Annotated in this window: 14 protein-coding genes; 5 read left to right on the top strand and 9 right to left on the bottom strand. The window is 59.4% G+C overall.

Annotated features, from left to right (window positions below; translation table 11 throughout):
* Positions 1-4: 4 nt before the first annotated feature.
* Positions 5-160, top strand: a complete 156-nt coding sequence (rpmG, locus tag HA052_RS06350) for a 50S ribosomal protein L33 (RefSeq protein WP_017506994.1) — start codon at positions 5-7, stop codon at positions 158-160.
* Positions 161-280: 120 nt separating this feature from the next.
* Here rpmG and HA052_RS06345 read toward each other — a convergent pair whose 3' ends face one another.
* The 9 genes from HA052_RS06345 to HA052_RS06305 form a co-directional block, all read right to left on the bottom strand.
* The gene (locus HA052_RS06345; RefSeq protein ID WP_346774542.1) at positions 281-997 is read right to left on the bottom strand and encodes a uracil-DNA glycosylase; all 717 of its coding nucleotides are present in this window, start codon (positions 995-997) and stop codon (positions 281-283) included.
* A gap of 110 nt (positions 998-1,107) precedes the next feature.
* A complete protein-coding gene (gene rimI, locus HA052_RS06340) occupies positions 1,108-1,551 on the bottom strand; it encodes a ribosomal protein S18-alanine N-acetyltransferase (RefSeq protein ID WP_166451260.1) in 444 nt (147 codons plus the stop codon).
* Entirely contained in the window at positions 1,548-2,222 is a 675-nt protein-coding gene (gene tsaB / locus HA052_RS06335; protein ID WP_166451259.1) for a tRNA (adenosine(37)-N6)-threonylcarbamoyltransferase complex dimerization subunit type 1 TsaB, read from the bottom strand. Before tsaB ends, rimI begins: the two co-directional genes overlap by 4 nt.
* 46 nt (positions 2,223-2,268) lie before the next feature.
* Positions 2,269-3,492 carry an EAL and HDOD domain-containing protein gene (locus HA052_RS06330; protein WP_081546074.1) on the bottom strand — a complete coding sequence of 408 codons (1,224 nt, stop codon included), beginning with the start codon at positions 3,490-3,492 and terminating at the stop codon, positions 2,269-2,271.
* A gap of 19 nt (positions 3,493-3,511) precedes the next feature.
* Positions 3,512-5,371: a chemotaxis protein CheA gene (locus HA052_RS06325; RefSeq protein WP_206118787.1), complete on the bottom strand. Its 1,860-nt coding sequence runs from the start codon at positions 5,369-5,371 to the stop codon at positions 3,512-3,514.
* A gap of 51 nt (positions 5,372-5,422) precedes the next feature.
* Positions 5,423-6,187: a protein phosphatase CheZ gene (cheZ, locus tag HA052_RS06320; RefSeq protein ID WP_166451258.1), complete on the bottom strand. Its 765-nt coding sequence runs from the start codon at positions 6,185-6,187 to the stop codon at positions 5,423-5,425.
* 45 nt (positions 6,188-6,232) lie between these two features.
* Positions 6,233-6,628, bottom strand: a complete 396-nt coding sequence (cheY, locus tag HA052_RS06315; protein WP_019103157.1) for a chemotaxis response regulator CheY — start codon at positions 6,626-6,628, stop codon at positions 6,233-6,235.
* Positions 6,629-6,679: 51 nt separating this feature from the next.
* Positions 6,680-7,618, bottom strand: coding sequence for a chemotaxis protein (locus HA052_RS06310; RefSeq protein WP_019103158.1), 939 nt, complete (start codon positions 7,616-7,618; stop codon positions 6,680-6,682).
* A 38-nt stretch (positions 7,619-7,656) separates the two neighbouring features.
* A complete protein-coding gene (locus HA052_RS06305; protein WP_081546080.1) occupies positions 7,657-8,610 on the bottom strand; it encodes a chemotaxis protein in 954 nt (317 codons plus the stop codon).
* Positions 8,611-8,894: 284 nt separating this feature from the next.
* On the opposite strand from HA052_RS06305, the gene HA052_RS06300 reads away from it, so the two are divergent.
* The 4 genes from HA052_RS06300 to HA052_RS06285 all read left to right on the top strand — a co-directional run bounded on the left by HA052_RS06300 (position 8,895) and on the right by HA052_RS06285 (position 11,997).
* A complete protein-coding gene (locus HA052_RS06300; protein WP_254894530.1) occupies positions 8,895-9,947 on the top strand; it encodes a sensor histidine kinase in 1,053 nt (350 codons plus the stop codon).
* Between the two features lie 40 nt (positions 9,948-9,987).
* Positions 9,988-10,293: an STAS domain-containing protein gene (locus HA052_RS06295; RefSeq protein ID WP_039754785.1), complete on the top strand. Its 306-nt coding sequence runs from the start codon at positions 9,988-9,990 to the stop codon at positions 10,291-10,293.
* A 20-nt stretch (positions 10,294-10,313) separates the two neighbouring features.
* A complete protein-coding gene (locus tag HA052_RS28140; protein WP_166451257.1) occupies positions 10,314-11,372 on the top strand; it encodes a SpoIIE family protein phosphatase in 1,059 nt (352 codons plus the stop codon).
* A 259-nt stretch (positions 11,373-11,631) separates the two neighbouring features.
* A complete protein-coding gene (locus tag HA052_RS06285) occupies positions 11,632-11,997 on the top strand; it encodes a response regulator (RefSeq protein ID WP_081546086.1) in 366 nt (121 codons plus the stop codon).
* Positions 11,998-12,007: the final 10 nt, after the last annotated feature.

Raw genomic sequence — 12,007 nt, 5'->3', positions numbered from 1 at the left:
ACACATGCGCGATAAAATCAAGCTTGAGTCCACTGCTGGCACCGGCCACTTCTACACGACTACGAAGAACAAGCGTACGATGCCGGAAAAAATGGAGATCAAAAAATTTGATCCCGTTGCTCGCAAACACGTTCTGTACAAAGAAACCAAGCTGAAATAAGCCGGTTTCCGCGAGAACGCGAAAGCAAAGAGCCCTTCTCTGGTGCACGGAGAAGGGTTTTTTCTTTATGGTTCGGCATCAAACAAACCCCGCCAAGCATGCTTGGCGGGGTTTTTGCGTTTAATCGGCGCTCAGGCGCCCGAAAGTCTTTTTGGCGAAGATCAAGTCTTGCCAGGCTTTGTGTTTGTCCGGCTGATTGCGCAATAGATAAGCGGGGTGATAGCTGACGATCAAGGGGATGTCCTGGTAGCTGTGAAGCTTGCCGCGCAATTGGCCAATGCCTTTTTCCGTTTGCAGCAGAGTTTGGGCGGCAAAACGGCCAAGCGCCAGGATCAATGTGGGCTGGATGTGACGAATTTGCTGGATCAGATAGTTTTGACAGGTGGCAATTTCATCGCCGCTAGGATTGCGATTGCCGGGCGGGCGGCATTTGAGCACATTGGCGATATACACGTCGCGGTCGCGGTCCAGCCCGGTAGCGCTCAGCATATTGTCCAGCAACTGGCCGGCGCGGCCGACGAAGGGCTGGCCTTGCTTGTCCTCCTGCTCGCCCGGCGCTTCGCCGATCAACAGCCAGCGAGCCTGTTTGTTGCCGCGGCCGAAAACGGTTTGGGTGCGCGTTTGACAGAGGCGGCAGTCGCGGCAGTCGCGTACCGCGCGTTCGAGGGCGTCCCACTCTAGCAGGGGAGAGGCTTGGACTTGAGGCAGGGGGGGCAAGACGGGCGGAGCGATGTCGACGCCGGGCGGGGGGACAAGCGGTACGTCCGGCTGGGGCGACGTGACGGCGTCCTGGCGCGGCGGCGCCAGAGATGCTTCCGGTTCAATGTCGATTGCCACCAGTGTTTCTGGAGGGCGGTTCAGTGCCGCAGGATGTTGCTCGAACCAACCGGGGCGGGCTTCCCAGGAGGGGCCCAGTCCTATCACGCTTTGAATTAGCGCGGCGCGGTTCATGGCGTGGTCTCCATCAGGATGGCGTCTTCGCGGCCGTCGGCGCAGGGGTAGTAGTTCTTGCGTCGGCCGTTTTCAACGAAACCTTGGCTTGAGTAGAGGCTGCGGGCAACGGCGTTGCCGGCCCGCACTTCCAGGAATAGGCGCCGTGCACCGCTTGCGGCCAGCGCGGCGCGCAGTTCCCGCAGCAGCTGTTTGCCCAAGCCCTGGCCTTGCCATCGTGGATCTATCACGATGTTGAGCAGTTCGGCTTCGTCCAGCACGCTTTGGGTAACGGCGAAGCCCTGTAGTTGGTCCGAGGCGAACAGGCCATGAAACTGGTGGCCGCAGCGCACGGAGTCCCGGTATTGGGCGGCAGACCAGCCGTGTGCGCAGGCGCGGCTCTCTAGTTCGGCCAACTGCGTGGCGTCGTCGGGCAGGAAGGTTCGGTAGTCCGTGGTCATTTCTGGCGCGCCTGCTGCTGTTCCTGCGCGGTCAGGGCGACTTTATTGCGCACGTACAGCAGCTCCGCTTCGCGCGGGTGGGTTTGCGGATAGCGGCCGCTGCGCGCCAGCGCGAAGTAGGCGACGGCGTTGGGCAGCAGATCCGCGCGGAGGATGGCGCTGCCGGCATTGTTTTGCAGATCGGGATAGCGTTCGAAGCCGTCGCCTGCGGCAATGTCGGCTCGCTCCGGCCAAGGCACGGCTTCCGGCGCGCCGACGCCGATCGGACACAGCCGTTCCGGCGCGTCCTTGTCTGTGACGCGATAGCTGGCGCTATAGACTTGCTGCATCCTGGCGTCGAGACAAACCAGCACCGTGCCAGCGCCAGCCTGTAGGGCGATGTTGTCCAGCGTAGGGATGCCGATGACCGGAAGGCCGGCGGAGAAGGCCAGTCCCTGGGCCAGGCCGCAGGCGATGCGCAGGCCGGTGAAGGAGCCGGGGCCCTGTCCGAAGGCGATGGCGTCGAGTTGCTCCAGGCGCAGTTCCGCCTGTTCCAGCAGGCGGGCCAATTCCGGCAGCGCGCGTTCGGCATGCTTTTGCTCGACTTTCTCGTGGAAGGAGAAAATACGCGAGCCGTTGTCAATGGCTAGGGATAGAAACGAGGTGGAGCAATCAATGGCAAGCAATTTCATCGGGGAATTCGGTCTCAAGCTTAAGCGCGTACTGCAAGATTGCGAATTATAAGCCGAGTTCTTCCACCCAGGCGAGCGCGGAGACATGCGCCTGGTTGAATTGTTCGCTGCTGAGGTTTAGTTGGGCGCAGAGTTCAGGCACGCCGGCCAGTTGGCCGTCCTCGCAGGCTTTGACCAGCTTGAGGAAGCGGCTCATCGTGCCTTTTTCGTGCAGCAGGGCTTCGGTGATGCTTTCCGGCAGTTGCAGGTGTTCGATGATGTTGGCCATCGGCATGTCGAACAATACGTCCAGCAGGCTGAACATGCCGATGATGAACAGATTGTCGCAGGTGTCGTGGCGCTCGCCGTGAGCTTTGCCCAGCAATTCCATGAAACGGCCGCGTGTGACCGCGGTTTTTTGCAGCGCCGGGGGCGCATGGCCTTCATCGGAGGCGGTGACCAGCAGCAGGGTCAGCCAGCGGTAGAGCTTTTGGTATCCCAGCACGGTGACGGCGTGGGAGAAGGAGCTGATGCTGGTATTCAAGCCGGCGGCGGCGGAGTTGACGTAGCGCAGCAGCTTGTAAGACAAGGCCAGATCGCGTTTGAGAACCTGCTCGACATCGCGGATGTCGGCGTCCAGGCGCAGCAGGTTGAGCAGTTCCAGTGTGTTGCGAAAGGATGGGTGGATGACCTTGGCGGACAGGGTTTCCGGCTTGGCAAAGTAAAAGCCCTGGAAGCCGTCCATGCCCAGCTCCTTGCATAGATGGAACTGAGCGTGGGTTTCCACGCGTTCGGCGATGCGGATCACCGGATAGCTGCGCAAGCGCGACGCCAGCATCTGGAAGCGGTTGGTGTCTTGGTGCTGGATGTCCAGCTTGACGTAGTTGGCCAGCTCCAGAAAGGCCGCTGCAGGCGATTCGAAGCTGAAGTCGTCCAGAGAGATGCCGAAACCCAGCGAGCGAAGATGCCGCGCGCGCGACAGCAGTTCGTTGGAGGGCACGATGCGCGGCGAGATGTCGAGAATGACGCGGCGGGGCGGAAGCAGCTCAAGAAAATCGCTGCTGAGCATGGCTTCGCCGATGTTGATGAAGGCCAGCTTGCTGCCGATCAGCCAACTGGTGCCCATATTGTTGAGGGTATTGACCAGCACTTGGGTGTCGGCTTGCAGTTCTGTGTGCTTGCCGACGCCGGAGGCCTCGCCGCTGGGACGAAAAAGCAGCTCATAGCCAATGAGCTGCTGGTTGCGGTTGAGAACGGCCTGCCTGCCTATGAAGGCGCTTGTCGAGGTCATTGTCCCGGTATGCCTTTGCTCAGGTGGCGATCAGGTCCGCGGATCGGGTAACGGTGTTGCTGGCCTCGCTGGAGGTGAGCAGATCTTCCATGTCGAGCACCAGTACGACGGAGCCGTCGCCGGACAGGGTGGCGCCGGCCACGCCTTTCGGACGAATGTTCTGCAGCGGCTTGATCACTACGTCGTCGCGGCCGACGAAGGAGTCGATCGCCAGGATGAAGGACTTTTCCGCGGACTGCATCAATACGCCGAAGTAGGGCTTTTGCGTCGGCTCCCAGCCCAGCAGGCCGGCCAGGGTTTTCAGCGGCAGGATTTCGTCGCGCACCACGATGGTGGGTTTGCCCGACACTTCCTGGATCGCGTTCGGGTCGATGGTGATGATTTCGCGCACCATCGCCAGAGGCACGGCGAACGGCTGGTTGCAGGCGCGCACCACCAGCACCGGCAGGATGGCTAGCGTCAGCGGCAGCGAGATGCTGATGCGGGTGCCTTCGCCCGGCACCGAATTGATGTCGATGCGGCCGTTCAGTTTCTGGATGTTGGTGCGCACCACGTCCATGCCCACGCCGCGACCGGATACGCTGGAAATTTGATCCTTGGTGGAGAATCCGGGCAGGAAGATCAGCTGCAGGCACTGTTTCTCATCCAGGGAGTTGGCGCTTTCCTGGTCGATCAGGCCTTTTTCGATCGCCTTGCGGCGCAGCGCGTCGGCGTTCATGCCTTTGCCGTCGTCGGTGATCTCGATCAGGATGTGATCGCCCACCTGCTCGGCGGTCAGCTGCACCAGCGCTTGCGGTTTCTTGCCGGCGGCGATGCGCTCTTCCGGCTGTTCGATGCCGTGGTCAACGGCGTTGCGCACCAAGTGGACCAGAGGATCGTTCAAATCCTCGATCATGGTTTTGTCCAGCTCGGTCTCTTCGCCGGACAGCACCAGTTCGACTTCCTTGCCCAACTGACGGGCGAGGTCGCGCGCCAAGCGCGGGTATTTCTGGAACAGGCGGCCAATCGGCTGCATGCGGGTTTTCATCACCGCGTTCTGCAGATCTCCTACCAGCAAGTCCAGTTGGCTGATCGCTTCGTCCAGCGAGCGCAGTGTATTGGTGTCGCGGTTGCCTTGCAGGATTTCGGTACGCAGCGTGGTCAGGCGGTTCTTGGTCAGGCCGATTTCGCCGGACAGGTTGAGCACCATATCGAGACGCACGGTATCGATGCGGATGGTGTTTTCCTGGGGGCCGCTGCTGTTGGGCGCATTGGTGGCCGGTTTGCTCGGAGCCGGCTTGGCCGCGGGTTTGGGAGCGGGCGCAGCGGCAACCGGGGCGGGGGGCGCGCCGCCAGGGGTGACGGCCTGATAGAGCTGGTTCCAGTCCGGACCTTGACCGTTGCTTGCGGGCTGCGGTGCAGGCGCAGCGGCGGGCGCCGGCGTTGCAACCGGAGCAGGAGTTGCCGCCGGGGCCGGTTCGGCTGCCGCGGTATCTTCGGCCAGCGCCTCGCCAGCCAGTGCGGCGTCCAAAGCCGCCAGGATGCGCGGGTCGGCTTCGCTGGGCATTAGGCCCTGGCCCATGGTGCCGAACATGTCGCGCACGATGCCTGTGGCGTCAAGAATCACGTCCATGATGCCGGCGGTGATGTGCAGTTGGCCGTTGCGGAGTTTGTCGAACAGGTTTTCGGTGCGATGGCATAGATTGATCATCGGGCCGACGTTGAGAAAGCCCGCGCCGCCCTTGATGGTGTGGAAGCCTCTGAAAATGTCGTTCAGCAGTGCTTTATCTTCCGGACGTTTTTCCAGTTCGACCAGTTTATTGTCTACATCGGAAAGGAGATCCGTAGACTCCATCAAGAAGTCTTGCAGCAGCTCTTCCATGCCGGCGAATTCGCTCATTTTCCACTCCCGCCACGCCTTGCTCGCGTGCTCTGTTCTGCGTGTTGTTCGTTAGAAGCCCAGGCTTTCCAGCAGGTCGTCGACCTGTTGCTGGCTGCTGACCACATCGGTGCGCCCTTCCGGATTGATCACGGGGCCGTTCAGCAGATTGGTGCCCATGCCCAGTTCTTCTTTTTTCGCCTCGGGCGAGAACTCGATCAGAAAATTGACCAGCTCGCTTTCCAGCAGCTTGACCATGCCCATCATCTTTTTGATGACTTGGCCGGTTAGATCCTGGAAGTCCTGGGCCATGACGATTTCCAGCAACTGGGTGCTGGTGGCCTGAGTCTGGGCCGGCACTTCATTTAAGTAGCTGCGCGTGTCGGTCGCAAGTTGCTGGAACTCTTCCACGGTCAACAGGTTGGCGTACAGCCGTTCCCAGCGTGAGGACAATTCCAGCGCCTTGCTTTCCAACTGGTCCTGATACGGTTTGGCCAGATCAGTGGCGTTGAGTACGCGTTCGGCCGAATTTTCCGTCAAGGTGGCGATGTAAGTCAGCCTGTCCTTGGCGTCCGGAATCGCGTCCGCCATTTTTTCCAGAGATTTGTCGTAGCCTAGATCGCGTAGCGCATCATGCATTTTGCGGGTTAACTGACCAATTTGTTCGTACATCGAGGTAGGACTGCCGGCAGTCCCGGCTGGCTGCGGAGCGGCTGCCGCGGCTTCGGGCGCGGCGGGTTCTGACACCGGAGGGGCTTCGCTCTGCTGCATCGAGATGCTGTCGAACAGAGCCTCAAGCTCCGGGTTGTCCCCGCTTTCCATGATGTGATTGGACACGGTAAATCCTCCTCAATACTGACGCAGACCGTTTTTTTTCGGCACTCAGGCTGGTTTATTCATGTTCTGGAAGATCTTGCTCATTTTCTCTTCCATGGTGGCGGCAGTGAAAGGCTTCACGATGTAACCGCTGGCTCCGGCCATGGCCGCTTCGATGATGTTCTCGCGTTTGGCTTCCGCGGTGATCATCATGAAGGGCAGGTGTTTGAGCTGGGCGTCGGCGCGGACTGCCTTGAGCAGCTCGATGCCGGTCATATTGGGCATGTTCCAGTCGGAAACGATGAAGTCGAAATGCTGAGTCTTCAACTTGTGCAGCGCAACCATGCCGTCTTCGGCTTCGTCGACATTGGTGAACCCTAGCTCTTTCAAAAGGTTGCGCACGATTCTCCGCATGGTGGAGAAGTCGTCTACGACTAGGAAGCGAATATTCTTGTCTGCCATTGAGGTGTGTCCTGATTTATCTGAAATTCATCGAGCCGCATATTGTAGCGACTACCTCTGCAGGAATGGAATCAAAGTTTCGGCCAGCACGCCGGGGTCGAACTTGGCGACATAGGCGTCCACGCCCACGCTGGAGCCCATCGCGCGGTTGGCGTTGGAGGACAGCGAGGAGTGCATCACGACCGGGATGCCGCGGAAGCGCTGATCGGATTTGATCAGCTTGGTCAGCACATAGCCGTCCATTTCCGGCATTTCGGCGTCTACGAGGATGATCTTCAGGTGGTCGTGCAGGCACTCGTCCTCGCCGAAGTTGCGATTGGCCAGCGTTTGCAGCCGGTCCCATGCCTCGCGGCCGTTGGTGGCCTGCTGGAATTTGATGCCCATTTTTTCCAGCACGCCGGTGATTTCCTTGCGGGCTACGACCGAGTCGTCGACGAAGAAGATGTACTGGTCGTTTTCCAACTGGGCGGTGGGCACGTCCGGCAAGCGCGGCTCGCCGACCACGCTGGCCAGGATCTGTTCCACATCCAGAATGGACACCAGTTTGCCGTTTTCCAGTTCGGTAATCGCGGTGATCAGGTTCTGGTTAGTGCCGCTGGCCGCCATCATGTTTTCCGGCGCGCGCACCTTGTCCCAGTCCACGCGGATGATGCGGTCCACCGAGTCGACCAGGAAGGCCTGGGTGCTCTTGTTGAACTCGGTGACGATCATGGTTTCGTAGCTGCGGGTTTGATCAGCGCCGATGAACTTGCCAAGCGAGATGACCGGGATGATATTGCCGCGCAGCGACAGCACGCCTTCCACGCCAAACGGCATGTTAGGCGTTTTGGTGATGGCGGGGGTCTGCGACACCTCGCGCACTTTGAAAACGTTGATGCCGAAGGTTTCCCGCGTTCCAAGCGAAAACAGCAGAATCTCCATTTTGTTGGAACCCGCCAGTTTGGTCCTGGCGTCAACGGTTGCAAGCAAGGAGGCGTCTGTGGCTGCCATATCTGTCCCTCTCCCTTAATGCTTTTGCTTACTTGATCTTAGTCTTTGGGTTCCAGATTCAGCATCTGGCGCAGTTTCATCGACAGCTTCTGCGGTTCGAATTTGGCGACGTAGGAATCAACGCCGACGGATTCGCCCAGTTTCTGATTCGAGGAACCGGAAAGGGAGGAGTGCATCAACACCGGAATACCGTTGAAACGTGGATCGCTCTTGATCATCTTGGTCAGCATATAGCCGTCCATTTCCGGCATTTCCACGTCGGTCAGCACCAAGTGCAGCGAATCCGACAGCTTCTTGCCGGCCAGATCGGCCTGATTGGCCATTTTCTGCAATTCTTCCCATCCGCGCATGCCGTTGATGGCGGAGGTGTACTGGATGTTCATCACTTCCAGCGTGCGTTCGATCTGTTTGCGCGCTACGGCGGAGTCGTCGGCGAAGAAGATCCGGCGCGGTTCCTTGACCGGCTCGATGCCGAGGAAGGTATGGCCGTCGTCGACGATGGTGGTTTCCGCCAGCACTTTTTCCACGTCCATCATCATCACCAGCGTGCCGTTGTCCAGCTCGGTGACGGCGGTCACCAAGCCGGCCATGCGGTTGGTGATCATTTCCGGCGGCACGCGCATTGCGGACCAGTCCAGACGCAAGATGGTGTCCACCGCTTCCACCAGGAAGCCCTGGGTGTGGGCGTTGTACTCGGTGACGATCATGATTTCCGGCTTGTTGCTGGTCACGACGCCGGTGTATTTGGCCAAGTCGATGACCGGCACCAGCGCGCCGCGCAGGCTGACCATGCCTTCCACGGAGGAGGGCATTTCAGGCGCGGAGGTGATTTCCGGCGTGCGCATGACCTCGCGCACTTTGAATACGTTGATCCCGAAGATTTCCTTGCGCCCCGTGCGCTGATCCTGGCCCAACGAGAACAGCAGGATTTCCAGCTTGTTGGTGCCGGCCAGTTTCGTCCTGGCGTCGATTTTTTTGAGAAGCTCTGACACAGAAACCTCCGCTGCATTCTTTTGAAGTGGCGTACTACTACCCGTTATACGCCAGATATCGGTTTTGCCCGGTTTTTTTTGCTGAGCCTCATGCCAGATAACAGCTTGGCTCAGCGATACCCATTCATTATCATACTGTTTAAGTGGTTTTTACAAATAACTCGCAAGCGATTCGGCATATGGTTTCAAGCCTCAAAGATCAGCAGCAACTGGAAGCCGCGTTCGAGCAATTCAATGCGGTATCCGGCCAACTTATTGATGCATATAGACAACTTGAGAGCCAAGTGACAGTTCTCAATGCGCAACTGGACGAAGCCAACAATCAGCTGCGCAAACAGCGCGATGAGAATGCGATGCTGGCCGAGCGCTTGGGCTTGCTGCTGGAGGCGCTGCCCGCGGGCGTGGTGCAAGTCTCGGCCGAAGGCGTGGTCACGGCGGTGAATCCTGCGGCCAGCCGGATGCTAAACGGTTGTTCTGTAGGCGCTTTATGGCGGGACATGCTGACGGGGCTGGCGCGTTCGGAACTGGACGATACCTATTGCCATCGGCATGGGGCGGCGGGTTTGGTGTTGACGATGCAATGCCAGGACCTGCCATCTGTCGGAGGGCAGATTGTGCTTATTCACGATGTATCTCGTTTGCATCAATTGACCGGAGAATTGGCCCGTCAGCAGAAGTTGGCGTCCATGGGAGGCATGGCGGCGGCATTGGCGCATCAGCTGCGCACGCCGTTGGCCACGGCGATGTTGTACACGGCGAATCTGAAGCAGGATATCCCGCGGGCGGAGGACCGCGCCCGTTTCGTCGACAAGAGCTTGGCGCGGATGCGGGCGTTGGAGAGTCTGATCCAGAACATGCTGAGTTTTGTCCGCGGTCAGGTGACAACGCTGGAGCCTTTGGATCTGGAGGGGTTGCTGGAGGATTTGCGCGCGGTCATGCAACCACAATGTCATGAAAAAGGCGTGCTTTTTGATTGCAATGTGGTGGTGTCATCTGCCATAAAGGTCTTGGTGGACCGCAAAGCCTTGCAGGGAGCCTTGGTGAATCTGTTGGAGAATGCCTGGCACTTCTCCGCAAGCGGCGATGTGGTGCGCTTATCGGTGGAGGAGGGGGAGACCGCTTTGCTGTTTCGGGTGGAGGACTCGGGGCCCGGGTTCAATCCGGAGGAGTTGGAGAAGATGTTCGAACCGTTCTTCACAACCCGTCCCGGGGGTACCGGCTTGGGCTTGGCCATTGTCAAGAAAGTGGTGGACGAGCTGGGCGGGCAAGTGCGTTGTTTCAACAAGGGGGAGGGCGGGGCCTGTTTCGAGCTCAGCCTTCCGATGATGCAATCGTGATGGATGTGCCGTTTATTCAGAAGAAAGCCGAGGACGCCGCATGAGACCCATTGTCAAAGTAGAGGGCAGAGTTGGGAAGATGATCCTGATCGGACAGTTCGATTTCAACTTGCACCGGGAATTCCGTCAGGCCAGCCAGGAACTGCTGGACAATCCGGAAGTACAGGAGATTGAGATTGATTTCGATCAGGTGCCGTTTCTGGATAGTTCCGCGCTGGGAATGTTGCTGTTGCTGAAGGAGCGCGCGGCTGGACAGAAGAAGAGCATGACCTTGATCAATTGTCGCGAGGCGGTGATGCAGGTGTTTGAAATCGCCTGCTTCAACAAGATGTTCACCATTAAGTAAGTTCAAGCATTGGAGCGTCTGTGCGCATCCGGGCCTGGTTGTCCGCTGATGCCGAGGCACGGGTTCGTGGCGATCCTTGGTTGTCGGCGCTGGATTGGTGGTTTTGCGGTGGCGCCGACTTTGCGGTGGGCGGCAAGCAGGATCTTTGGCTGACGAATCTGGCGGACGCTCCCGCCGAGCTGTTCGAGCAATGGGAGGGCGACAAGCCCTTGTGGGTGTTTTCCTCAGGGCGTCCTGCGCCCTGGTTGGCCACGCCCAATATTCACTTTCTGCGCGGGGACTTCGACGCGGACTTGCTGCGCAACCGGCTGCTGGCCTGGCATTGGCAGCAACATGCGCTTTGCCCGTGTCTATTCGGCGCGGCGGCGTTCGACATCATCAACGGCGCCATGTCTCTATATCGTCCGTCGAAACAGGCGACGGTCCGTATGTTTCCCTTGGAGGTGTCCGTCAAGCCGGTAGAGGCGGTGGGCGGCGACGTGGTGCTGCGCGCGGATTTGCCGGAACGGACCTTGCTGATCCTGGGGGACGCGTCCGGTCATGGGCAGGGATCGGCGTTGGACGCCGCGCTGCTGGCGTTGGGGGCGTCGCGGGTGCTGTTGGGGCAGCCTTTATCCTTGTCGGCTCTGAGCGAACTCAATGCTTTCATGTATCGCCATGTGGCCGATGGGCGCTACGTTGGCAGTGCTTTGCTGGAGATTGACTGGGACGCTTGCGAGGTGCGACTGGTCAATGCCGGCATGCCGGATATCTTACTGTTTCTGTCCACCAGGCTTGAGCGGCGTTTTTCCTCCATGTGTAGCCCGCTGGGGTTGCGAGCCGACGTCGAGCTGCGGCAGCCGCTGGCGCTGCCCTGGGCGGAGGGCCAGCATTTCCTGGCGCACAGCGATGGCATGGAGGAGTCGGATCTGCCGTACCTATTGTCGCGTCTGCTGCGCTTGTCCAGTGTTTCCTCGGCCGATGCGTACGGCTATGGCCCCTTGCCGTCAATTCCGCTAGGCTTCAGCAGCCCATACAATGACGACATGTCGTCGCTGGCTTTCGCCGTGCCGTCGGCGGCGTCTCCGCGACCGGCTTAACGACGTTTCTTGGTCGCATGCGTAGGCGCAGCGCGGATTCAGGCTTGAATCGGCGGGCTTTTTAGTTGATCAATCATTAATGTCTGCGCGAATTTCCGCGCTTGGGCGAATCGGTCGTCTCGCCGTTGGGGAACGAGACGACGAGCGAGCAAGGTAAAGAATGGAAACCGGATCCGACGCGGCTTGTGTCGAGCTGACGATGAGCGAAGAGCCGAGTCAGGCGAGCGGGCGCAGGAAGGTTTTCTGAAACGGGGATGTTATGCACAAAAAAATACTGACGGTTGATGATTCCGCTTCGATTCGACAGATGGTGTCGTTCACCTTGAAAAGCGCCGGTTACGAGGTAGTGGAGGCCGGTGACGGCAACACGGGCCTGGCCAAGGCGCAGGGAGGCCAGTTCAATCTGGTGCTGACCGACCAAAACATGCCGGGCATGGACGGCCTGACCCTGATCCGCTCCTTGCGCAAACTGCCGGAGTATACGACGACGCCCATCCTGATGCTGACCACGGAGTCCAGCGATCAAATGAAGGCGCTTGGCCGCGCGGCTGGGGCCACGGGTTGGTTGGTCAAGCCTTTTGATCCGCAGAAGCTGTTGGATGTGGTCAAGCGCGTGATCGGCTGATTTCGGGCAC

The sequence above is a fragment of the Chromobacterium fluminis genome (genome assembly GCF_011602385.1).
Classification (GTDB): Bacteria; Pseudomonadota; Gammaproteobacteria; order Burkholderiales; family Chromobacteriaceae; genus Chromobacterium; species Chromobacterium fluminis.
Note: the sequence above shows the minus strand (reverse complement) of the source record. Positions and strands in the feature narration are given on the sequence as shown.